Source organism: Stenotrophomonas sp. YJH_SMC_82 (assembly GCF_059368875.1).
Map to the genome: position 1 here is coordinate 235545 of NZ_JCAFSE010000003.1, position 21417 is coordinate 256961.

General features: G+C 67.2%; 20 protein-coding genes. 14 read left to right on the top strand and 6 right to left on the bottom strand.

What is annotated here, in order from left to right; genetic code table 11:
• The first annotated feature begins 13 nt into the window (after positions 1-13).
• Positions 14-478: an Lrp/AsnC family transcriptional regulator gene (locus tag AC5P53_RS13760; RefSeq protein ID WP_005413654.1), complete on the top strand. Its 465-nt coding sequence runs from the start codon at positions 14-16 to the stop codon at positions 476-478.
• A 451-nt stretch (positions 479-929) separates the two neighbouring features.
• Here the strand turns inward: AC5P53_RS13760 and AC5P53_RS13765 are convergent, their stop codons facing one another.
• The 4 genes from AC5P53_RS13765 to AC5P53_RS13780 all read right to left on the bottom strand — a co-directional run bounded on the left by AC5P53_RS13765 (position 930) and on the right by AC5P53_RS13780 (position 3762).
• A complete protein-coding gene (locus AC5P53_RS13765; RefSeq protein ID WP_241886915.1) occupies positions 930-1328 on the bottom strand; it encodes an OsmC family protein in 399 nt (132 codons plus the stop codon).
• Between the two features lie 117 nt (positions 1329-1445).
• Positions 1446-2087, bottom strand: coding sequence for a hydrolase (locus tag AC5P53_RS13770; protein ID WP_032962577.1), 642 nt, complete (start codon positions 2085-2087; stop codon positions 1446-1448).
• Positions 2088-2142: 55 nt separating this feature from the next.
• Positions 2143-2823 carry a hydrolase gene (locus tag AC5P53_RS13775; RefSeq protein ID WP_014647352.1) on the bottom strand — a complete coding sequence of 227 codons (681 nt, stop codon included), beginning with the start codon at positions 2821-2823 and terminating at the stop codon, positions 2143-2145.
• Between the two features lie 72 nt (positions 2824-2895).
• Positions 2896-3762, bottom strand: coding sequence for a pirin family protein (locus AC5P53_RS13780; RefSeq protein WP_241886914.1), 867 nt, complete (start codon positions 3760-3762; stop codon positions 2896-2898).
• 149 nt (positions 3763-3911) lie between these two features.
• Here AC5P53_RS13780 and AC5P53_RS13785 point away from each other — a divergent pair, with 149 nt between their 5' ends.
• The 10 genes from AC5P53_RS13785 to AC5P53_RS13830 all read left to right on the top strand — a co-directional run bounded on the left by AC5P53_RS13785 (position 3912) and on the right by AC5P53_RS13830 (position 15354).
• Complete coding sequence (locus tag AC5P53_RS13785) at positions 3912-4838, top strand: LysR family transcriptional regulator (protein WP_241886913.1); 927 nt, start codon at positions 3912-3914, stop codon at positions 4836-4838.
• A 130-nt stretch (positions 4839-4968) separates the two neighbouring features.
• Entirely contained in the window at positions 4969-5472 is a 504-nt protein-coding gene (locus tag AC5P53_RS13790; RefSeq protein WP_014647349.1) for an RNA polymerase sigma factor, read from the top strand.
• A gap of 82 nt (positions 5473-5554) precedes the next feature.
• On the top strand, positions 5555-6511 hold the full coding sequence (locus AC5P53_RS13795; RefSeq protein WP_241886912.1) for a FecR domain-containing protein: 957 nt from the start codon (positions 5555-5557) through the stop codon (positions 6509-6511).
• Positions 6512-6694: 183 nt separating this feature from the next.
• Complete coding sequence (locus AC5P53_RS13800; RefSeq protein ID WP_241886911.1) at positions 6695-9811, top strand: TonB-dependent receptor; 3117 nt, start codon at positions 6695-6697, stop codon at positions 9809-9811.
• Positions 9812-9863: 52 nt separating this feature from the next.
• Entirely contained in the window at positions 9864-10628 is a 765-nt protein-coding gene (locus tag AC5P53_RS13805) for a Slam-dependent surface lipoprotein (RefSeq protein ID WP_014647346.1), read from the top strand.
• Between the two features lie 89 nt (positions 10629-10717).
• The gene (locus AC5P53_RS13810; protein ID WP_241886910.1) at positions 10718-12172 is read left to right on the top strand and encodes a surface lipoprotein assembly modifier; all 1455 of its coding nucleotides are present in this window, start codon (positions 10718-10720) and stop codon (positions 12170-12172) included.
• A 136-nt stretch (positions 12173-12308) separates the two neighbouring features.
• Positions 12309-12713 carry a response regulator gene (locus AC5P53_RS13815; protein WP_495227458.1) on the top strand — a complete coding sequence of 135 codons (405 nt, stop codon included), beginning with the start codon at positions 12309-12311 and terminating at the stop codon, positions 12711-12713.
• Positions 12714-12722: 9 nt separating this feature from the next.
• Positions 12723-14309, top strand: coding sequence for a sensor histidine kinase (locus AC5P53_RS13820; RefSeq protein ID WP_046430927.1), 1587 nt, complete (start codon positions 12723-12725; stop codon positions 14307-14309).
• A 70-nt stretch (positions 14310-14379) separates the two neighbouring features.
• Positions 14380-14721, top strand: coding sequence for a type II toxin-antitoxin system prevent-host-death family antitoxin (locus AC5P53_RS13825; RefSeq protein WP_014037381.1), 342 nt, complete (start codon positions 14380-14382; stop codon positions 14719-14721).
• 3 nt (positions 14722-14724) lie between these two features.
• Positions 14725-15354: an ATPase gene (locus tag AC5P53_RS13830; RefSeq protein WP_014647342.1), complete on the top strand. Its 630-nt coding sequence runs from the start codon at positions 14725-14727 to the stop codon at positions 15352-15354.
• Positions 15355-15426: 72 nt separating this feature from the next.
• On the opposite strand, the gene proP is transcribed toward AC5P53_RS13830, so the two are convergent.
• Positions 15427-16917: a glycine betaine/L-proline transporter ProP gene (gene proP / locus AC5P53_RS13835; protein WP_046430926.1), complete on the bottom strand. Its 1491-nt coding sequence runs from the start codon at positions 16915-16917 to the stop codon at positions 15427-15429.
• 569 nt (positions 16918-17486) lie between these two features.
• On the opposite strand from proP, the gene AC5P53_RS13840 reads away from it, so the two are divergent.
• Both AC5P53_RS13840 and AC5P53_RS13845 read left to right on the top strand, forming a co-directional pair.
• A complete protein-coding gene (locus AC5P53_RS13840; RefSeq protein ID WP_014037377.1) occupies positions 17487-17903 on the top strand; it encodes a host attachment family protein in 417 nt (138 codons plus the stop codon).
• 5 nt (positions 17904-17908) lie between these two features.
• On the top strand, positions 17909-18232 hold the full coding sequence (locus AC5P53_RS13845) for a thioredoxin family protein (RefSeq protein ID WP_049407275.1): 324 nt from the start codon (positions 17909-17911) through the stop codon (positions 18230-18232).
• A gap of 59 nt (positions 18233-18291) precedes the next feature.
• Here AC5P53_RS13845 and AC5P53_RS13850 read toward each other — a convergent pair whose 3' ends face one another.
• On the bottom strand, positions 18292-18537 hold the full coding sequence (locus AC5P53_RS13850) for a hypothetical protein (protein ID WP_014647337.1): 246 nt from the start codon (positions 18535-18537) through the stop codon (positions 18292-18294).
• A 459-nt stretch (positions 18538-18996) separates the two neighbouring features.
• Between AC5P53_RS13850 and AC5P53_RS13855 the strand changes: the two genes are divergently transcribed.
• Positions 18997-21348 (top strand): GH92 family glycosyl hydrolase, encoded by a 2352-nt coding sequence (locus AC5P53_RS13855; protein ID WP_241886909.1) that lies wholly within the window; start codon positions 18997-18999, stop codon positions 21346-21348.
• The last annotated feature ends 69 nt before the right edge of the window (positions 21349-21417 follow it).

Genomic DNA, 21417 nt, shown 5'->3' on the forward strand with positions numbered 1-21417 from the left:
AGGGCGAAATCCCATGCAGTATCAGCTCGACAACCTCGATCGGCGTATCCTCGACGCCCTGCAGCGCGACGGCCGCCTGCAGAACCTGGAGCTTGCCCGGCTGGTCGGGCTGTCGCCGTCGGCCTGCCTGCGTCGGGTGCGGCTGCTGGAGGAAGGCGGCTACATCGACCGCTACGTGGCCTTGTTGAACGAGGCCAAGGTGGGCCGTGGCTTCACGGTATTCGTCCGCGTGTGGCTGCGCGGGCAGGACGAGGACACCACCAATCACTTCATCAACAGCATCAAGTCTTTCCCGGAAGTGCTTGAATGCCATCTGATGGCCGGTGACTGCGATTTCCTGCTGCGGGTGGCGGTGGCCGACCTTGATGCCTACCGGCAGTTCCAGATGCAGCACCTGAACCGGATCGCCGGGGTGCAGAACACCAAGACCGAGATTCCGATGCAGCGGATCAAGCAGACGACCCAGCTGCCGCTGTGAAGGGCGGGGGTTTCCGCGCGGGTGGCGCCCGGCACCCGCAGGTAGTGCCGGCCGCTGGCCGGCAACCCCAGAAGCAACAGCCGAAGCAACAGCCGAAGCAACAGCGTGCATTCCGTTGGATGGCGGGGTGGGTCCGGTTGCAGGGGACGCCGTAAACCCTTCCATGGGGGCTTGGCCGCGGCATTCATGCCGCGGACGCCCCTGCAACCAGACCCACCCCGCCTTCGACAGTTCCCCGCAATCTGCCGGAACGGCATGAACTGCTCCTGGTGGGTGTCGACCTTGGTCGACACGTCTGGGCCGGCACGGGGTCGGATCCCGTTGCTGCGCAACGGGCTCTGACCCCAGGCGTGGATGAGGTGGTCCGTTCGATTTATTGATTCCTGATGGGTGACTGGCTCCACGGAGCCTGCTCGACGCCAGTGCTGCATTCACGGCGCTGAGCCTTCTGTTACGCCGCCGCCCCACGCTCACTGGTGATGCGTGCACCTTCGCGCATCACCAGGGTCACCGGGGTCTTTTCCACCACCTCCAGCAATCGCTGCCACTGCGCATCGCTCAGCTCGGCACTGGCATGCAGCACGCGGTGCACGTGGAGGCGTCCGTCCTCATCACGTTCCGAGCGCAGCTCGGCATGGAACTCGCCCAGGTCCCAGCCCGTGCGCTGCGCGCACATGCGCAGGGTGATGGCGGTGCACGCCGCCAGCGAGGCCAGGTACAGGTCGAACGGCGCGAAGCCCTTGCCCTGGCCGCCCAACGAGGCGGGCTCGTCCGCATCCACATCGACGCTGCCATTGCTGATGTGGTGCAGGTAATTGTCGGCGGTCGAAACAATGCGTGCGTAGGCCATCACATTCTCCATCTATCCATGGCGTCGAGCCACGCTCGATTAAACCCACTGTAGCCTCGAGCCATGCTCGACGGCTCCCCAAAGGCGGCGCCAGCCAAGACCGGCGCCGCCACCCGGTTACTCGGTACGATCGTACGAGAACTGGATGCCCGCCGTACCGCCGGTTTCAATGAAGAGGTTCATGAAGGCCGGCACCGTTTCCGAACGGGCCCAGTCGCGCTGCAGCTCGCAGAACAGCTGCGGCACGCTGATCAGCTGGCCGCCGGCCTGTTCGATGCGGCGCAGCGCGGCATCGTGCGCGGCCAGCGAGGTGCCGCCGACGGCGTCGACCACCACATACACCTCATAGCCTTCCTTCAACGCATCCAAGGCCGGGAAGGTCAGGCAGGCCTCGGTCCACAGCGCGGTCATGATCAGCTTGCGGCGGCCGGTGGCTTCCACCGCCCTGCGGAACTGGACGTCTTCCCAGGAATTGATGGTGGTGCGGTCGTAGGTCGGATAGTCACCCAGCACCTGGCGCAGCTGCGGAATCGGCGGCTTGTTCAGGCCGGTCTTGACGTTCACCGTCGAATGCACGATCGGCAGGCCATAAGCCACTGCGGCTTTGGCAGTGCCGACGATGTTGTTGACCAGCAACTGGCGGTCCATCGAAGCAATGGAGTTCACCTGCACCGGCTGGTAGTCGATGATGATGAAGGCGGAGTTCTGCGGGGTCAGCAGATGATCGCTGGCCGGGTCGCGGATCGGTTCACTGGACATGATGGGTCTCCGGTTGAGAGGCGTGCCGACAGCGGGCCGGCACCCCGGGCGTAGGTCAGCTGCGCTGCGAATCCAGCGGCTCGTGGTTCTTCTGCACGTCCTGCGCCTTCAGGTAGCTTTCGATCAGCAGCTGGTAGTTCGGGAAGATCTTCGTGTAGACCTCGGCCCACTGCTGGGCATCGTCGCGGTTCCAGCTGCGCTGGATCTCCGAGGCCACCGCGGCGGTGTCCATCGGCACCACGCCGGCCTGCACCACCCGGGCCAGGGTGATCTCCTCGGCCATCTTCGAATAGGTGCCCGAGGCATCGATGACCGCGAACACCTGATAGCCATCGGCAACGGCGGCAATGGACGGGAAGGCCATGCAAACGCTGGTGATGGTGCCGGCAATGATCAGCTGCCTGCGGCCGGTGGCCTTCACTGCGGCAACGAATTCCGGGTTGTCCCAGGCGTTGATCTCGCCCTTGCGCGCCACGTACCGGGCATGCGGGGCTGCGTCGTGGATCTCCGGGATCAGCGGGCCGTTCGGGCCCTGCGGAACAGAGGCAGTGGTGATCACCGGCATCTTTGCCAGCGTGGCCATCCTGGCCAGCGCGGTGGCGTGGGCGCGCACGCGGGTGAACGGCATGTCACCGATGGTCTGGAACAGGCCGCTCTGGTGGTCGATCAGCAGCATCGCGGCGTTGTCCGGATCGATCACCGGGCGGGCACCGTTGAAGTTGGCGGGTGTACTCATGGTCAGTCTCCTGGAAAAAGCGGGCGATGGCCCGGAGGGTGCGGCGGGCCATCGCCCGCCGCTTTGAAACGATCAGTGCGCGATCTGGCCGAAGCGGCCGCTGTTGAAGTCGTTGACCGCCTGCGCGATCTCGGCCTGGCTGTTCATCACGAACGGGCCATAGCCCACCACCGGCTCGTCGATCGGCTCACCGCTGAGCAGCAGTACGGTGGCGTCGCTGTCGGCGTCGACGAACACGTCCTCGCCGCTGCGGTCGAAGGTGACCAGCTGCGCTTCGCCGACCGGCTGGCCGCCGTTGATCCGCACCGTACCCTTCAGCACCACAAGCGCCAGCGTGCGGCCCTCGGCCACCGGCAGGTCGGTGTGGTGGCCCTGCTGCAGGCGGATGTCCCAGACATCCATCGGCGTGTGGGTGCGCGCCGGGCCGGCATGACCGTGGAAGCGGCCGGCGATGACCCGCACGCGGCCGGCGCCATCGGGCAGATCCACCGAGGGAATCTCTGGGTCGAGCAGGGTCTGGTAGCCCGGTGCGCCCATCTTGTCGCGCGCCGGCAGGTTCACCCACAGCTGGACCATGTCCAGCGTGCCGCCGCGCCTGCTGAATTCCGGCGTGTGGAATTCCTCGTGGAGGATGCCGGAGGCAGCCGTCATCCACTGCACGTCACCCGGGCCGATGGTGCCGCCGGCCCCGGTCGAATCGCGGTGGGCGACCTCACCCTCATAGACTATGGTGACGGTCTCGAATCCGCGATGCGGATGCTGGCCGACGCCACGCGGCGTATTGCTGGGGGCGAAGGTGTACGGGCCGGCATAATCCAGCAGCAGGAACGGGCTGAGGTGCTGGCCGTGGGTGTTGTAGGAAAACATCGAGCGGGCGGGGAATCCGTCGCCCACCCAGTGCGGGCGCGGGGCGCTGTAGGTACCGGTGACACGCTTCATGGCGATCTCCTGGCCGGGGATGCCGGCCGCTGTTCTTCGTTGCGAAGACGATATTGCCGTGACAATAAGGCCGGTAGACGCCAATATTTGCCGTCATAGTCCTATCTGGTGAACAATGTCTGCAGGCCGTGGCCGCAGGAGATCGCCCCGTGTTCATCGCAGATATCCGCCGTTGTGACCTCAACGACCTGTTCTACTTCGCCATGGTGGTCGAGCATGGCGGCTTCTCGCAGGCCGGCCGGGTGCTGGCGATGCCGAAGTCGAAACTGAGCCGGCGCGTCGCGCTGCTGGAGGAACGGTTGGGCGTGCGCCTGATCCAGCGTTCGACCCGGCGTTTCTCGGTCACCGAGGTCGGCCAGGACTACTACCGCCACTGCAAGGCCATGCTGGTCGAAGCCGAAGCGGCCGAGGAAGCCATTGCGATGTCACGTGCCGAGCCGCGCGGCACCATCCGCCTGGCGTGCCCGATCGCGATCCTGCACGCGCGCATTGGCACGATGCTGGCCGATTTCCTGGCCCTGCACCCGCAGGTGACGGTGCAGCTGGACGCCACCAACCGGCGCGTCGATGTGGTGGGCGAGGGTGTGGACGTGGCGATCCGCGTGCGGCCGCCGCCGCTGGAGGACAGTGACCTGGTGGTACGCGTGCTGGCGCGCCGGGTCTGGTGCACCAGTGCCAGCCCGGCGCTGCTGCAGCGGCTGGGCACGCCGCAGGTGCCGGCCGACCTGGCGATGATGCCGACCGTGGATCTGGCATCGCCCAGCCAGCAGCATGCCTGGGAATACACCGGGCCGGGCGATGTGCTGGCCAGCGTGCACCATCGCCCGCGGCTGGTCAGCGATGACATGATCGCGTTGCGCACCGCCGCGGTGGCCGGGGTGGGCCTGCTGATGCTGCCGCGGATGATGATCAGCGACGAGCTGGCCAGTGGCGCGCTGGTGCCGGTACTGCCGGAGTGGGTGCCCAAGCACGGCATCGTGCACGCGGTGTTCCCGTCGCGACGCGGCCTGTTGCCTGCGGTGCGTGCGCTGATCGACTACCTCGCCGAACGCTTCGAGGCGCTGGAGGAACCGTAGATCCTCCATCCACGCCATGCGTCGATGATGCTTTCGTGGCGCGGCTTGCCGCCTGCGGCCCCGCAGCCCACAATCCACGTCCGGACCGTCGCCATCACGCCCATCATTCCCCGGTCCGGCCTTGGCACCTATGTCTCCCAATGCCCTGGCGCTGGTCGAGCTGCTGATCCGCGAGCGCCGTGCGTTGTCCCGCTTCGTCGCGCGCTACCTCGACCCGGCCAGCACCGAGGACACCCTGCAGAACCTCTACCTGAAGGCCAGCAGCGTGCCCGGTGATCCACCGATCCTGGAGCCGCGCGGTTATCTGTACCGGATGGCCTACCACCACGCGCTCAACCGCAGCCAGGCCGACGCCCGCGAGCGGCGCGCGATGGCCGAGTACGCCACCGGCATGGCCGAGGCAGGCCACGACGGCGAGGCGCAGGCGCTGGACCAGGCGCAGCTGCGCGAGATCACCCAGACCATCCTGGCCCTGCCGGCCCAGGTACGCGAGTGCTTCGTGCTCAACCGCTACCTGGGCCTGAGCGAACGCGAGATTGCCGCGCGCCTGGGGATCTCCAAGAGCCTGGTCGGCAAGCATGTGCTGCGCGCAGCGCTGCTGATCCAGCAACAGCAGCGGGGAATGGGCCGATGAGCGGCGATTGCCGTGGGCAGATCGTGCCCGCCGTTGTCACAACAGGAAAGCGCACCCATTCGCGGTGCGGCAGGCCACAACCATGACCACGTCCGAACCCTCGCCGCGTCAGGCCAGGCAGGCGTTGCGCTGGGTGATACGGTGCAGTGCAGGCCCGTTGCCGGAACGCCAGCAACGCACCCTGCAGCGCTGGCTGCAGTCCGATCCGCGCCATGCGCTGGCCTGGCGCCAGCAGCAGGCCTTCTGGCAGCGGTTGGACGCTGCCGGGCCCGAGGTGCTGGCCGCGCTGCCCGAGCTGACCGCCGACCGCCAGGGGCTGCGTCCGATCGCACCGCGCCGTCGCCTGCCGTGGCTGCTGGCATCGGCTGCCGCCGTGGTGCTGATGGTCGCGGCCGCTCCGCATGCGTTGCTGCTGGCGCGCAGTGATGTGCGCAGCAGCGATGCGCCACGAGTGGTGCAGCTGGCCGATGGCAGCACGGCGGTACTCGATGCCGGCACCGCGCTGGCACTTTCGTTCGATGACCGGCAGCGCCACCTGCGCCTGCTGCGCGGCCAGGCCTGGTTCCAGGTAGCGCACGAGGCTCGCCCGTTCCAGGTCGAGGCAGCGGACGGCCTGGTCCGTGACATCGGCACTGCCTTCAGCGTGTCGATGCTGGATACCACGGTCACCACCCAGGTCAGCGCGGGTGTGGTCGATGTGCGCCCGGGCGATGGCAGCGTGCAGCGTCTGCATGCCGGACAGGCACGCGCGTTCCGTGACGGGCACTGGCTGCAGCCGGTGCAGCTGGAAGATCCGGAGAGCATGGCGCCGTGGCGGCGTGGCGAGGTAGTGATCGATGATCGGCCGGCCGCGCAGGCCATCGCCGACCTGGCGCGCTACCGTCGTGGCCCGGTCTGGGTACTGGGCGGGCAGGGCGCACGCGTACGGGTCAGTGGCCTGTTCCACCTGCAGCAACCGGACACGGCCATCGTCGCCGTGGCCGCGCAGGCGGGACTGCGCGTGCAGCGCTTGCCCGTTGGTGCGTTGCTGCTGTGGTGAAGCACCCTCGGAACATGGACGAACCGGTCGCATGAAAAAAACATGAAAAAACCGTGGGCAGTCGTCGCAGCCCGCTGTCTATAGAGGTATAGCCAGAGCGAAACAGCGTTTCTTCTCAAGCCAGACACACCACCGGGCACCGGACGTGTCCGTGGTCCCGCCCCGCTTGAGGAGTTCCTGTCCATGCCGTCCACGGCATCCGCCTGTCATCGTCGCGCCACCGCTCTGGCCCTGGCTGTTTCCACCGCATTGCTGCAGTTGGCCTGGGTGCCGGCCGGGCAGGCGCAACCGGCGGTCGTCGCGCCGCTGCGCCAGTACGCCATTCCGGAACAGCCCTTGGCCGACGCCGTGCGTGCCTTTGGCCGCCAGGCCGATGTGCAGGTGGTGTTCCGCAGTGACCTGGTGGAAGGCCGTCGCTCCAGCGCGGTGAGCGGCGAGTACAGCCAGATGCAGGCCCTGCAGCTGCTGCTGCGTGGCAGCGGCGTGCGCGCGCAGCGTGGCATGGACGGCACCTGGAGCCTGCGTACCGCAGCGGAGGCGGGTGAAGGGGAAGGGGTGCGGGTGACCGAGACACTGGACGTGGCCGGTCGCCTGCAGTCGGAAGGGGGCGAGGCCCGCGATCGGCGCGGCTACGATGATGTGTTCGCGCTGGACATGGCCACGGCGTATTCGGGGCGCGACCGGGTGGAGCGCTACCGCGGCTCCAATCCGGCCGACGTGGTCAAGGATCTGGTCGGTGTGTTCAGCGGCGATGCGCGCAACAGTGGCGCGCTGGACATCAACATCCGCGGCATCCAGGGGCCGGGGCGGGTGCCGGTCAGCATCGACGGCGGCGAGCAGGCACTTACGGTCTGGCGCGGCTACAACGGCGTCAGCAACCGCAACTACATCGATCCCAACCTGATAGGTGGCATCCAGGTCATCAAGGGGCCGGGGCTGGTGCGCGATGTGCACAGCGGGATCGGTGGCGCGCTGGTGATCAAGACCATCGACGTCGATGACATCGTGGAAGCGGGTGAGCGCTTCGGCGGGGAGCTGAAGATCGAAGGCAGCAGCAATGCGGTGGCGCCACGCCTGCCGCGGCTGCATACCGGCGAGGACTACCGCACGGTGCCCGGGTTCCCGCAGGGCTCGCCCTCGGCACCGTATGCCGACAGCACGCTGCTGGTGCCGGTGAAGTCGCGCGGTTCGGAAGCCAATGTGTTCGCCGGCGAGGACCAGGCCTGGCGGCTGGCGCTGGGCCTGCGCGGCGAACACGTGGACCTGATGGCCGCGTATGCCTGGCGCAAGCGCGGCAACTACTTCTCCGGCACCCAGGGCACGGCGTACTACGACCAGGACCCGCGCGAGCAGTTCGAGTACAAGGGCCTGGACTACATCACCACGCTGGCGCGCTACTTCAAGCCCGGCGACGAGGTGCCCAACACCTCCAGCGAGCAGGAATCGTGGCTGCTGAAGGCGACCTGGCAGATCAACGATGACCAGCAGCTGCGCGCCACCTGGCGGCGTACGCTCTCCCACTACGGCGAGATCATGCCCTCGCGCATCCTGTCCGCGCCCGACTACGGTCGCATCCAGTGGCCGCTCAGCCGCGTCGATGCCGATGCCTGGAACCTGGAATACCACTGGCAGCCTGCCGGCAGCCGCTGGCTGGACCTGCGTGCCAACCTGTGGCGCACCGAAACCACCAGCGATACCTACACCGCTGGCGGCTTCCCCAATTTTGCCAGCAACCCCGACTGGAACCCCGGCAGCAGCCCGGTCCTGCGCAATACCGCGCTGGCCAATGCCCGCAACGACCGCACCGGCCTGACCCTGAGCAACCGCTTCGCGCTGCATTCCACCCTGGACCTGACGGTGGGCGGCAACTGGCAGTTCGAGAAACTGCGCTCGGCGGACCCGTACTTTGGCGTCAGCGATGGCTGGCGCATGTACCCGCGCGCCGGGCGCCGCCAGGAAGGCGAGGGCTACCTGGTGCTGGACTGGCGGCCGGTGGATTTCCTCTCCCTGAGCGCCGGGGTGCGCTACGCGCGCTATTGGGCCATCGATGATTTCCTGCAGGAACACCCGGAGCTGATGACCACCTCTGTATTCCCCAAGGAGGCCCGCTACCGGGTCAACGAACTGCCCGAACGCCCGGCCAGCCTGCAGGGCGAGATCGACGCCATCGAGTCGCAGCGCGCGTTCTGGGACAGCATCGGCATGGGCTTCATCGTCGATGATCTGCTCAAGGGCCTGCTCAGCAGGTACGAGACGCCGGTGGCGGTGGAGCACAGCATTCCGTGGCTGCCGGATGCGGACGGCAACTACAGCCGTGCCAGCAACCCGTGCCTGAATGGTCAGGTGGCGGCCATTCCCGGGCTGTTGCCGGTGCAGGGCGCGCAGATCCTGTGCAGCATCCAGAGCGGGCGGTCGCAGACGGTGGCCGGCCGCAACGAGCGCAGGCGCGACCATGCCTGGCTGCCGACCTTCTCGGCCACCGCGCATTTCTCGCCCAATGCGCGCGCCTATGTGCGTTACAGCGAGGCGGTGCGTTTCCCCAGCATGTTCGAGAGCACCATCGCGTTCTCCAGCAGCCTGAACCCGCTGTACCCGCTCAAGCCCGAGCACGCCTACAACTACGAAGTGGGCTATGTGCACAACCTGTCCGCACTGTTCGGCAACACTGCCGATGCCGACGTGAAGCTGGCCTACTACGTGCACAAGACCCGCAACGTGATCGAGCGCGACGGCAATTTCCTGTTCGACAACCTGGACAAGCAGCGCATCCGCGGCGTGGAGTTGCAGGCGCGGTTCGACAACCGGCGCTTCTTCACCGACCTGGGCATCACCCGTACGCTGGAAAACAAGGTCTGCGACGAAAGCATGGCGGTGCAGCTCGATGCGCTGGCCGGCAAGGTGCCCAACTGCGTGCAGGACGGCTTCGTCAGTGGCTACCTGCTGACCCAGGCCATTCCCCGGTTGTCGGTGAACGTGTCGCTGGGCACCCGGCTGTTCGATGAGCGCCTGGAGCTGGGCAGCCGCATCGTGCATTACCAGCGCCACCAGAACCCGGACCTGCAGGCCTACCGTGATCGCCTGTACGCCGGCAGCGGTGGCCTGATCTGGCAGAACGTGCCGTTCACCTGGGGAAACATCACCACCGTCGATGCCTACGCGCGCTGGCGCTTCAATGACCACACCAGCGTCGAGCTGGTCGGCACCAACCTCGGCAACCGCTACTACGTCGACCCGGCCACGCGCTCTACGCTGCCGGCGCCGGGGCGCACGCTGAAGCTCGGTGTCACTGCACGCTTCTGATGACCTGTCTCGTTGTTGTACCCGTTGTTCCCTCAACCCAAGGAGTAGTTCCATGAAGATGATCTCCCGTTCCGTACTGGCCATGGCCGCCACCTTCGCCCTGGCCGGTGCCGCCCAGGCCGCCGACATCGTCGGTGCGGCCAGCCCGGCCACCGATTCGCAGCTGTACGTCAAGGTCGGTGCCTCCGAAGTCAACGGCGGCCCGCACAGCGCAGGCAAGGCCGGCATCGGCGTCGGCACCGTCTCCAACGGCAAGCCGGTCGACTTCCAGGGGCTGGCGGCCTACTCGGCCCCGACCACCGTCAACGGCGTTACCGTGCGTACCCTGGCCATGCCGATCACCGGTACGCCGGGCAGCCATTCCGGCATGGGCCACTTCAACTTCGTCAAGGTGGGCAGTGGCGATGTGTGGTTCGGCGAATGGTCCAAGGACGGCGCTGCGGGTGGCTTCAACAACCGCCAGGTGTACTTCGCTGGCGACCGCGCCGGCACCACCCTGCCCAGCGGTACCGCCACCTACGCGGTGGCCGGCCTGAACCGGTTCAATGGCAGCAACCTGCTCAGCGGTACCTTCGCGGCGAACTTCGGCACTGGCAAGCTGACCGGCGGCCTGACCGGTGGTGGCCAGACCCTGGCGATCAGCGCCAACATCAACAGCGCCGATGCATCCTTCGCCGGCACCGCCGTGGCCAACGGCTCGGTCACCGGCAACAGCCAGGGCCAGTTCTTCGGCGCCAATGCGGCCACGCTCGCCGGTATCGCCACGTTCGCCGGCAACAGCCAGTACGACACCGCCTTCGGCGGCAGCAAGAACTGATCGCCACGCCCCTGACGGGGCAGGGCAGGGACAAGCCGCGATCCGCCAGTCCCTGCTTCGGCCGCTGCATGCACCACCACGGATCGACCATGCGCCATTCCACCTTCCTTGTCGTACTGCTGTTGGCTGCCGCTGATGTGCGCGCCCAGCAGGACGATCTGCGCCGCGTGCTTGAACAGGGCAGCGAACTGCGCCACCAGCAGCAGGACCGGCAGCGCCTGCAACAGGCCGAGTCGGAGCGGCCGACCATCACCATCGACGGCAGGACGCTGCGCGTGGAGCGCACCGTTGACGATCTCGGCCAGGCCCTCTACCTGTCACTGCAGCATCAGCAATGGCGGGCCGCCGCGGCGTTCCTCGAGGAGTACATCGAACTGCCGGGGCATGACCCGCTGCTGCGCCATTACGCGCAGGGGGCGTTGGCCCGCGTGGCCGGCGACCATCGTCGCGCGGCGAAGGAGTACGAAGCGCTGCTGGCGGCGCAGCCGGAGTTCCTGCCGGCCCGTCTCGAGCTGGCACGTGTCTATGCGGAAGACCAGCGTGATCGCGATGCGGTCGCGCTGTTCACGGCCATCGCTGCAGGCATCAATGCTGATGATCCGGCCACGGCCGGCGTCCGCGCGCGCGTGGACGGGTACCTGGGTGCCCTGCAGGCGCGCCAGCGCTGGAAAGGCGCGCTGTCCGCCGGCCCCGCATGGAGTGACAACATCAACCGCAGCTCGGCCAGCCGCACCTGCCTGTTCGGCGTAGGCGACGCCTGCATCATCGAACGGAAACTGCCCGACGCCCAGCACGCAGGGGGCCTCGACTACGACGCCAGCCTGGAACGGCGCTGGGTCCTCGACGGGCATCATGGGCTGTACGTGCGCGGTCTCGCCTTCGGTCAGGCATGGCGCGGGCACCGTGCCTACAACGAGCTCAATGCCAATGTGCAGGCAGGTTACAGCTGGCGCAGTGCGCGGCAGACCGTGCTGCTTGCCCCCAGCTATGACGTCCAGGGCCTGGGCAACCGTGCGCTGCAGGGCGGCAGTGGCGTGCACGGCGAATGGCAGTACGCCCTGGATGCACGCAGCCTGCTCAAGCTGGAGGCCGACTGGAAGCGCCAGCGGTATCGCCAGCAGGGCCTGGCCAGCAATTATGACGGCGAGCTGGTATCGGTGTATGCCACCTGGTTCCGCGCGCTCAGTCCGCGCTGGACGGTCTTCGCCGGGCTGGATGTCACCGGCAGCAGCGCTGCCGACCCGGCCAACGGCTACCGCCAGCGCGGCTTGCGGCTGGGCGCGGCGCGGCAGTGGAGCGGCACCACGGCCACGGTGTTCGTGTCGCTGCGCCGCCGCGACTACGACGCCTGGAGTCCCTTGCTGGAGGCGCGCAGGCAGGACGACGAACAGAACCTGATCGCCATCGTGCGCAGCGAGCGGCTGGCGGTGGCCGGGCTGGTGCCCAGCCTGGGCCTGCGCTACGCCCGCATCGACAGCAACGTCGGCTGGCTGTACAGCCACGACCGCAGCCTGCTCAGCCTGAAATGGGAGCGTGCGTTCTGAACGCGCCGCTGCAATGCCTGGGTGAACGGGCCGTGGCGGCGATCTTCATCGATCATCACGCGCCCTTGTAGCCCGTTTCGCGCATCCTGCAGGCGTTGCGGCAGAGGTGCGCCGCGTGTATCGAGGAGCGCGGGTCGTGCTGGAAGCGGGCAACAAGCCAGAGGGCCTGAAAGGGCTGCGGGCGCTGGTGGCGGAAGATGAATTCGCCATCGCGATGTTCCTGGTGGACTATCTGGAACTGAAGGGCGCGCAGGTGGTGGGACCGGCCGGTGACCTGCAGGCGCTGGGGCGTCTGGTCGATGAGAACCCCATCGATGTCGCCCTGCTGGACATCAACCTGGGGGGTGAACTGGTCTACCCCTTGGCCGACCGCTTGGCGGACGCCGGCACGCCGTTCATGTTGACCTCCGGCTACGATGACAATCTCCCCAGCCGCTTCGCTGGCGCGCCCCGCTGTACCAAGCCCTATCACATCGAGGCACTGGTGCAGCAGCTGGCACGGCTGGTGGCAGGTCCGCAGGCTGCTGCGGGCATCGCCTGATTGCGCGGCATGTCACACCGCATTCAGGGTCTCCCGGCCGTTGAGCGCCCGGCGGGCATGCCGCCGCCGCTGCAGGCGCATGCACGCCATGACGGCATGGCCGCCCGTATTGCCCGCCACGACTGGTCAGGCACGCCACTGGGTGCGATCGAGCGATGGCCGCCGCACCTGCGCGCCACTGTCGACCTGATGCTGGCCCACGGCTTCCCGATGATCGTGCTGTGGGGCGAGCAGCTGGTGCAGCTCTACAACGATGGCTATGCCGAGATCCTCGCCGACAAGCATCCGGGCGGGCTTGGCCAGCCCACCCGCGAGTGCTGGCCTGAGGTCTGGCACATCAACGGCCCGATCTACCAGCGGGTGTGGCAGGGCGAGACCATCACCTATGAGGACAAGCTCTATCCGCTGGCGCGGCGGGGGCGGCTGGAGGATGTCTGGTTCACCATCACCTACAGCCCCATCCGCGGTGAGGAAGGGCGCATCAACGGCGTGCTTGTCACCATGTTCGAAACGACCGCCGCGCATGTCGCGCAGGCGGCCCGCGAGCGCGAGGAGCAGAAGCGCCGTGAGAGCGACCGGCGCCTGGCGCTGGCATTCAAGGTGCTGCCGGTGGGCGTCTGCATTGTCGATGCCGAAGGCCGACTGCAACTGTCCAATGACCGGATGCGGACCTATCTGCCCACCGGCAAGGTGCCGTCCACCGATCGTCCCAACCACTACCGCTGGCAGGGATGGCACCCCGACGGCTCGCGCATCGAGCCCCATGATTTCGCCATCGCCCGCGCCCTGCGGGGGGAGACGGTGGTCCCTGGCCTGGAGTTCCAGTTCATCCATGACGACGGGCGCGCCCGCTGGACACGCGTCGCCGCTGCGCCGCTGCGCGATGCAGACGGCGAGGTGACCGGGGTGTTCGCCATTGCGGTGGATATCGACGACCTCAAGCGCGCCACCGAGCGCCAGGCGGTGCTGCTGGCCGAACTGCAGCACCGGGTCCGCAACATCATGTCCACCATCCATGCCCTTGCCTGGCGGACGCGCAGCACCGTGGCCAGCGTGGACGAGTACGCCGAGCGGCTGTGCGGGCGGTTGATGTCGCTGGCGCGCACGCAGAGCCTGCTGACCCGCGGCGGCAATGCCGGGGTCTGCCTGCGCGGGATGATCGAAGAGGAAGTGTCGGCGCAGATGCCGGGCACGGGCCTGTGCGAGCTGCACGGTGAGGACGTGCTGCTGCCACCGAAAGCGGCCGAGGTGCTGTCGTTGGCCATCCATGAGCTGGCGAGCAACGCGCTGCGCTATGGCGCGGCCGCGCGCGAGGCGGGGCGGATCGAGGTGTCCTGGCATCTGCAGGTGCAGGACGCAGAACCGTGGCTGGGCCTGCACTGGTGCGAGCGCCATGCCGACGTGGAGGGCTGGGAAATGCCACGCCAGCGCGGCCTGGGCCGGGCGCTGATCGAGCAGCGCGTGCCCTACGAGCTGGCTGGCAGCGGCGAGCTGCACTTTGGCCCACAGGGGCTGGATGCGTGGATCCGCTTCCCGCTGCGCGAACGCGACAGCCTGCTGCAGACCGACGCTCCGGACACCGCGCCCCTGCGGTAAAAGGGGATTTATCCCCAATTTGGCCAAATTGGGTATAGTGTCGCTCATCCACCCCGCCTGGAGCCGTGCCATGACCCTGCCGCTGGATCTGCCTGGCCTCGAGAAGGCCCCGGCCTCGTCGGTGAAGACCCGGGGCTGGCCGAGCCTGATGCGCACCGTGCGCGAAAAGCAGGCGCTGGTCATCACCAACCACAACCACCCGGAAGCGGTGATCGTGGACATCCGCACCTACCAGGAACTGCTGGCCAAGGCCGCCGGCGGTGATGCCGGTGAGCGCAACGAAGAACTGCAGCGCCTGCGCAGCGAGTTCGACCAGACCCTGGCCGGGCTGCAGCGCGGGGAAGGGCTGGGCAAGGTGCTGGGCCAGCCGATCCGGCGCGGCCGCAAGGTCACCCTTGGCCGTCCGCTCTGATCGATGGGACGCATCCTGGCGTTGGCCGGTGTCAATGGCGCCGGCAAGAGTTCGCTGCTGGGCACCTGGCTGGACGCCGAAGGGCTGAGCTGGTTCAACCCGGACTCGTTCACCCGCCGCCTGGTCGACGCCGGCTGGCCGCTGCCGGACGCCAATGCCGAGGCCTGGCAGGAAGGCACCCGCCGCCTGCGCCAGGCCATGGCCGATGGCACCGACTTCGCCTTCGAGACCACGCTCGGTGGCAACACCATTCCGCGTCTGCTGCGTGAGGCCTGCGAGCGGCACCAGGTGGCGATCTGGTTCTGTGGGCTGGCCGATGTCGGGCTGCACGTCGCCCGTGTGGCCGCGCGGGTGGCCGCCGGTGGCCACGATATTCCGGTGGAGAAGATCCACGCGCGTTTCGATTCGGCGCGCGCAAACCTGCTGGAGCTGCTGCCGCACCTGGCCGAGCTGCATGTCTACGACAACAGCGCGCCGGCCGATGCCGACGGCTGCGTGGTGCCGCTGCCGGTATTGGCCATGGCTGCAGGCCAGCTGCATTACCCGGTCGCAGTGGCCGACCTGTTGCACACGCCGGGCTGGGCCAAGCCCATCGTGATGCGCGCGATGGAATTGGACACCCCGGGTGATTGATGCCGCACGGGGTGCGGAGTCGAACCCATGCTCGGCTGATCCCCTGGAAGTCAGCCGAGCACGGGCTCGGCTCTACAACGCCGGCTTCGCCTGCTCGGGCTCGGCAACGTCCGGCAGCGGCGGCAAGGTCGGGTCCACCGTCACCGGCACATCGCTCTTCAACAGCGCGGCTGCTTCCTTGTCGCTGCCAACCGCTGGCGGTGAACCGCGCAGCGGCAGGCCGGCGGTTTCCTTCACGAACAGCATGGTTACCAGGCCGATCACCGCCGCGCCCATCAGGTAATAGGCCGGCACCAGCGGGTCGCCGGTACGCTCCACCAGCCACGCGGTCACCAGCGGCGTGGTGCCACCGAACAGCGACACCGACACATTGAAGGCGATCGACAGCGCGCTGTAGCGCACCGGGGTGTAGAACAGCGCCGGCAGCGTGGACGGCATCGAGCTGGTGAAGCACACCAGCGCCAGCCCCAGCAGCATCAGGCCGAGGAAGATCAGCCCGTCGTTGCCGCTACCGACCAGCAGCAGGCACGGAATGGCCAGCACCAGCAGCGCGATGCACGCACCGATGATCATCGGGCGCCGGCCCAGCCGGTCACTGAACAACCCGCCGACGATGTTCAGCGGCATCATCACCAGCATCACGATGATGATCAGCAGTAGGCCCTTGCTCTCGGCATAGCCCATCGTGACGCTGAGGTAGCTGGGCATGTAGGTCAGCAGCATGTAATCGGTCACGTTGAACACCAGCACCAGGCCCATGCACACCAGCAGCTGGCGGCCATGCACCTGGAACAGCGCGCCCAGCCCCGGCCGCTCGTGCTCACGCTTCTCGGCTTCCTCGGCGAAGGCGCGGAACGCCGGGGTTTCCTCCAGCTTCATGCGCATGTACAGGCCGAGCAGGCCCAGCGGGCCGGCCACCAGGAACGGAATGCGCCACCCCCAGTCCAGCATCTGCTCGCTGCTCAGCAGCATGTGCAGCGCGGTGACGGTGCCGGCGCCGGCGATGTAGCCGCCCAGCGTGCCGAACTCCAGCCAGCTGCCCATCAGGCCGCGGTTGCGGTCGGTGGAATACTCGGCGATGAAGGTGGCCGCGCCCCCGTATTCGCCGCCGGTGGAGAAGCCCTGCACCACGCGCGCCAGCAGCAACAGCACCGGTGCCCAGATGCCGATGCGCTCGTAGGCGGGAATCAGGCCGATGGCAAACGTGCCCAGCGCCATCAGGATCATGGTGAACGCCAGCACTTTCTGGCGGCCATAGCGATCACCCAGGGGGCCGAACACCAGGCCGCCCAGTGGCCGCACCAGGAACGCCACGGTGAAGGTGGCGAACGCAGCGATCACCTGCGCGGTGGGGTTGCTGGAGGGGAAGAACACCTGGCCGATGGTGACGGCCAGATAGCCGTAGACACCGAAGTCGAACCACTCCATGGCATTGCCGAGTGCGGCCGCGCCGACGGCGCGCTTGAGCATGGGCTTGTCGACGACGGTGATCTCATCGACCTTCAGGTGGCGGCGGCGTTTGAACCAGCCGAAATGGGCGTGTGCATCGGGGGTGTCCTGCATGGGGGCTCCCTTGTAGGCAGAAGAGGGGAAATGAGCGGTGAGGTAGGTCCCGGAAATCGGAAACGGCGATGCAGGCGCAGGTGGCGCAGGGGCATCGGTGAGTGGCGTGGGGGCCGGGGAATGTGTGCAGGCACGACGCCACGCGCACGGCAAAGCACCGCCGCAACGGCGGAAACGCAGCAACGGGATCACAGCGGTCGCGCAATCAGCGGCTGGCGGTCACAGCAGCGTGGGGAGTGCAGGCCGAGGGCCTGCGGGCGTCATCCGCCAGGATCCAGCGCGAGGCGGTGGAACGGCAGGGCGGGAGCCATCGTGGCAAGCGAAGCGCCGGTCGGCAGTGCTTCCCACGTAACAGGTGCGCCCGTCACGTAGTGGGTCGTGTCGATCATCCGTTCATCATAGCGGCATCGGCGTGAGCATGCAGCGAAGCGGACTGATCTGCACGCTGTGTTCCATCGCGCCTGTTCATCCGCGCGGCATGCAATGACAAGTGTTGAACGAACTCTGGCCGCAGCGCTCACGCGACGCTGTCTACGGTAGCGCTGAACGCAATCGAGAAGGAGCATCGCATGACCCGTCGCATTCCCGAAGGCACGTTGATCATCGTCGCCGATGGCGGTTCGGCCCGCGTGTTCACCAACGTCGGCAGCGAACATCAACTGGCGTTGAAGCAGGAAGGTGAGCTGCGCCTGCAGGACATCAGCGAGCAGGGCGTCTCCGGTCAGGGCCCGGCCGGCGCGGTGCCGAAGGACATGTCCATTTCGCAGCTCAACGAGGCGACGTTTGCCAAGCAGGTAGCGGAGCAGTTGAACGAAGATGCGCTCAACAACCGCTATGCACACCTGGTGCTGGTGGCAGACCCGACCACGCTGGGCCGTATCCGCCCGCTGCTGCACAAGGAGGTCCAGGCGCGCCTGCTGGGCGATATCGCCAAGGACCTGACCAACGCCCCGCTGGCGGATATCCAGAAAGCGCTGGCGGCGTAACCGGCATGCCGTTCATGCGTGACTACCCGGCGGCGGAGCCTGCGGGCGCGGACGTGGAAGCTCAGGCGGGCTGGCAGCTGCTGGAGTTCGGTGCACCCTGGTGTGGCCATTGCCAGGCCGCGCAGCCCGCACTCCAGGCGTTTGTGGACGCCCACGATCTGGTGCATTGGAAGATCGAGGATGGCAAGGGAAAGCCGCTGGGGCGTGCGTTCAAGGTAAAACTGTGGCCCACCGTGGTGCTGCTGCATGACGGCCAGGAAGTGGCGCGCGTGGTGAGGCCGGTCGACAGCGCCGACCTCGCCACCTTGCAGGGCGCATTGCCAGATTGAGGGCAGCAATCACTGCGTGCGGTGCGCACGGCGCCGAGCGGGCTCGGCTGCAGGGCGGGCTAGTGATAGGTCACCTTTTCCGCTTCCGCACGCAGCTTCTGCAACAACGACCGGCCATGCTGGCTCAGCATGACCATCGCATTGGCGATCTCTCTGGCGTTGTAGCCCATCGGTGCGGGCGGCTTCGGCTCGGGGCCGTACTGTTCACCGATGAGGATGGCCATGCCTTCTGCACTGTTGAGGGCGTGTTCGATGCGCTGGAAGAGCGACTCCATGGCCGGGCTGAGCGGACGCGTGTGTTTCATGCGGGAACTCCTTGGGTGCGAGGGCCACCGCAAGGGTGGCGGGCGATGCGTGCTTGGAACCCGGAGAGACTGAAGAAGAACTCCGATGGCCAGACGGCCACACGCAGCGCCCGCCATAGTCATGACAGGCAGATCTTCAGTTTCATCCGGGGGTTCCAATCCCGGCAGCGGGATGTCCGCTGCGGCGCAATCCTGGGCAGATCGAGGCGCTGCGCACCAATTGATGGTTTGTCTCGCTTTGTCCCGTTCGGAAGGCGCGGTCTTTCAGAAGTGCATGTCTGGACATCCATTGCCGTATCGGCACCGATCGGGACGCGGGAGACCGGAAGGCTATGAGGTGACTCGTCGCGCGGCCATGCAATTACGTGCAAAGCATCGTGCCGGTTCCGGCGGCCGCACTGCAGCATGCGACAGGGCAGGGCCGGTGCTAGGATCCGACTACCACCTGAATCGATCCAAATGCCGATGCCCACGCTGGACCGTCGTCTCCTGATCGCTTTCGTCGCGACCGCCATGCTTGCCTCCGGGGCGGTGCTGGCGGCTCCGTCGAAATCCGCCGCCGAACGCGCCTATGGCTCGGTCGACCCGTTCATCGGTACCGGCGGGGAAGGCCATACCTACCCGGGGGCGACGGTGCCGTTCGGCATGGTCCAGCTCAGCCCGGACACGCGCATCCAGCCGCGCGAAAAGGCCTATGGCTGGGCGGCGGGCTACCGTTACGACGACAGCAGCATCGTCGGTTTCTCGCACACGCATTTTTCCGGCACCGGTCATTCGGACCTGGGCGACATCCTGCTGATGCCGTTCACCGGCAACCCCGGGCTGGAGCGCGGCGATCCGGAGAAGCCGCGCAGCGGTTACGCCTCACGGTTCCGCCACGCTGACGAGAAGGCCGAGCCGGGCTACTACGCGGTCACCCTGGACGACTACAAGGTGCGTGCCGAGCTGACCACCAGTGCGCGCGTGGGCGTGCACCGCTATGCCTTCCCCAAAGGTGCCGACGCCAAGGTGCTGCTGGACATGCGTACCAGCATGTACGACTACCCGGGCAAGGTGCTGTGGTCGCGGGTGCGGGTGCGCGCCGATGGCACGGTGACCGGCTTCCGCGAGACGCGCGGCTGGGCGCCGGGCCGCCAGCTGTTCTTCGCGATGCGCTTTTCGCGCCCGCTGGCTGGCCATGAACTGCATAACACCGAGCAGGACATCGTCTACAAGGGCTTCCCGCCGCCGGGCGAGAAGGACCCGGCGCAGCGCGCACAGATCGAGGGTCGCCAGCTGGTCGGCACCTTCAACTTCGGCAAGCTGGACGCACCGCTGGTGGTGAAGGTAGCCATCTCGCCGGTCAGTGAGGCCGGTGCCATCGCCAACCTCGACGCTGAAGTGGCCGACTTCGACTTCGATCGGGTGCGTGCGCAGGCGAAGCAGGACTGGACGCAGGCACTGTCCGTGCTCGATATCGATGCCCCCGAGCATGCGCGGCGCAGTGCCTATACCGCGCTGTACCACACGATGCTGGGGCCGACGCTGTTCATGGACGCCGATGGCCAGTACCGCGGTTCGGACAACGCGGTGCACAAGGCCGACGGCTTCACGCACTATTCGACGTTCTCGCTGTGGGACACCTACCGCGCGCTGCACCCGTTGCTGACGCTGGTGCAGCCGGAGAAGCGCAACAGCGACTTCGTCAATTCGATGCTGGCCCACCATGAGCACAGTCCGTACGGCATGCTGCCGGTGTGGTCGTTCCATGGCGTGGAAGACTGGTGCATGATCGGCTACCACGCCGTGCCGGTGATCGCCGATGCCTACGTGAAGGGCATTCGTGGCTTCGACACCGACAAGGCATTGAAGGCGATGGTCGAGACCGCCAACTACGGCCCGTATGACGGTATCGCGCAGTACCGTGAGCTGGGCTATGTGCCGATCGACGAGGAAGGCGAAGCGGCCAGCAAGACGCTGGAGTACGCCTTTGATGACTGGACCATCGCACGCATGGCGCTGGCGATGGGCAAGGCCGATATCGCGGCCACCTTCGACAAACGCGCGGGTAACTGGCGCAACGCGTTCGACAAGGACACCGGCTTCATGCGCGCGCGCAAGCGCGACGGCAGCTTCCGTACGCCGTTCGACCCCAGCGCCAGCGGCTACGGCACCGACTACACCGAGGGCAACGCCTGGCAGTACTCGTGGTACGTGCCGCAGGACGTTGCCGGCCTGGCGGCAGCCCACGGTGGCAGCGACAAGCTGCTCGCGCGCCTGGACGAGGTGTTCAACGCCAAGGTGGATCCATCGATCTTCGAGCACATGGAAGACATCACCGGCCTGATCGGCTGGTACGCGCACGGCAACGAGCCCAGCCACCACGTGGCCTACCTCTATTCGTATGCGGGCCAGCCATGGCGCACCCAGGCGCGGCTGAAGCAGATCATGGACACCCAGTATGCCGACCGCCCCGATGGCCTGGCCGGCAATGATGACGTTGGCCAGATGTCGGCTTGGTATGTGTTCACCGCGCTGGGCTTCTACCCGGTGGCGCCGGGTTCGGGCGAGTACATCCTGGGCCGTCCGTTCCTGCCCAGGACCGCGATGCGTCTGCCGAACGGCAAGACGTTCACCATCGTGGCCGAGGGCCTGGATGACAAGCACACCTATGTGGGCCGCGTGAGCCTCAACGGCAAGCCGCTGCAGCGCACCTTCCTGCGCCATGACGAGATCCTGGCTGGCGGCGAACTGCGCTTCAGCATGCAGGCCGAGCCGAACAAGGACTGGCCGGGGCAGGACGCGCAGGCGCCGTATTCGATGAGCCGGTGATGCGCACGTGGTAGGCGCCGACCTTGGCCGGCACGCTTCACGGGTGACCTGGAACCTGTAGAGCCGAAC

Bases quoted from the DNA above. Each gene is read 5' to 3' on its own strand.
- AC5P53_RS13760 (WP_005413654.1), top strand. From the start codon at position 14: ATGCAGTATCAGCTCGACAACCTCGATCGGCGTATCCTCGACGCCCTG.
- AC5P53_RS13765 (WP_241886915.1), bottom strand. From the start codon at position 1,328: ATGGCCTACGCACGCATTGTTTCGACCGCCGACAATTACCTGCACCAC.
- AC5P53_RS13770 (WP_032962577.1), bottom strand. From the start codon at position 2,087: ATGTCCAGTGAACCGATCCGCGACCCGGCCAGCGATCATCTGCTGACC.
- AC5P53_RS13775 (WP_014647352.1), bottom strand. From the start codon at position 2,823: ATGAGTACACCCGCCAACTTCAACGGTGCCCGCCCGGTGATCGATCCG.
- AC5P53_RS13780 (WP_241886914.1), bottom strand. From the start codon at position 3,762: ATGAAGCGTGTCACCGGTACCTACAGCGCCCCGCGCCCGCACTGGGTG.
- AC5P53_RS13790 (WP_014647349.1), top strand. From the start codon at position 4,969: ATGTCTCCCAATGCCCTGGCGCTGGTCGAGCTGCTGATCCGCGAGCGC.
- AC5P53_RS13795 (WP_241886912.1), top strand. From the start codon at position 5,555: ATGACCACGTCCGAACCCTCGCCGCGTCAGGCCAGGCAGGCGTTGCGC.
- AC5P53_RS13800 (WP_241886911.1), top strand. From the start codon at position 6,695: ATGCCGTCCACGGCATCCGCCTGTCATCGTCGCGCCACCGCTCTGGCC.
- AC5P53_RS13805 (WP_014647346.1), top strand. From the start codon at position 9,864: ATGAAGATGATCTCCCGTTCCGTACTGGCCATGGCCGCCACCTTCGCC.
- AC5P53_RS13810 (WP_241886910.1), top strand. From the start codon at position 10,718: ATGCGCCATTCCACCTTCCTTGTCGTACTGCTGTTGGCTGCCGCTGAT.
- AC5P53_RS13820 (WP_046430927.1), top strand. From the start codon at position 12,723: ATGTCACACCGCATTCAGGGTCTCCCGGCCGTTGAGCGCCCGGCGGGC.
- AC5P53_RS13825 (WP_014037381.1), top strand. From the start codon at position 14,380: ATGACCCTGCCGCTGGATCTGCCTGGCCTCGAGAAGGCCCCGGCCTCG.
- AC5P53_RS13830 (WP_014647342.1), top strand. From the start codon at position 14,725: ATGGGACGCATCCTGGCGTTGGCCGGTGTCAATGGCGCCGGCAAGAGT.
- proP (WP_046430926.1), bottom strand. From the start codon at position 16,917: ATGCAGGACACCCCCGATGCACACGCCCATTTCGGCTGGTTCAAACGC.
- AC5P53_RS13840 (WP_014037377.1), top strand. From the start codon at position 17,487: ATGACCCGTCGCATTCCCGAAGGCACGTTGATCATCGTCGCCGATGGC.
- AC5P53_RS13845 (WP_049407275.1), top strand. From the start codon at position 17,909: ATGCCGTTCATGCGTGACTACCCGGCGGCGGAGCCTGCGGGCGCGGAC.
- AC5P53_RS13850 (WP_014647337.1), bottom strand. From the start codon at position 18,537: ATGAAACACACGCGTCCGCTCAGCCCGGCCATGGAGTCGCTCTTCCAG.
- AC5P53_RS13855 (WP_241886909.1), top strand. From the start codon at position 18,997: ATGCCGATGCCCACGCTGGACCGTCGTCTCCTGATCGCTTTCGTCGCG.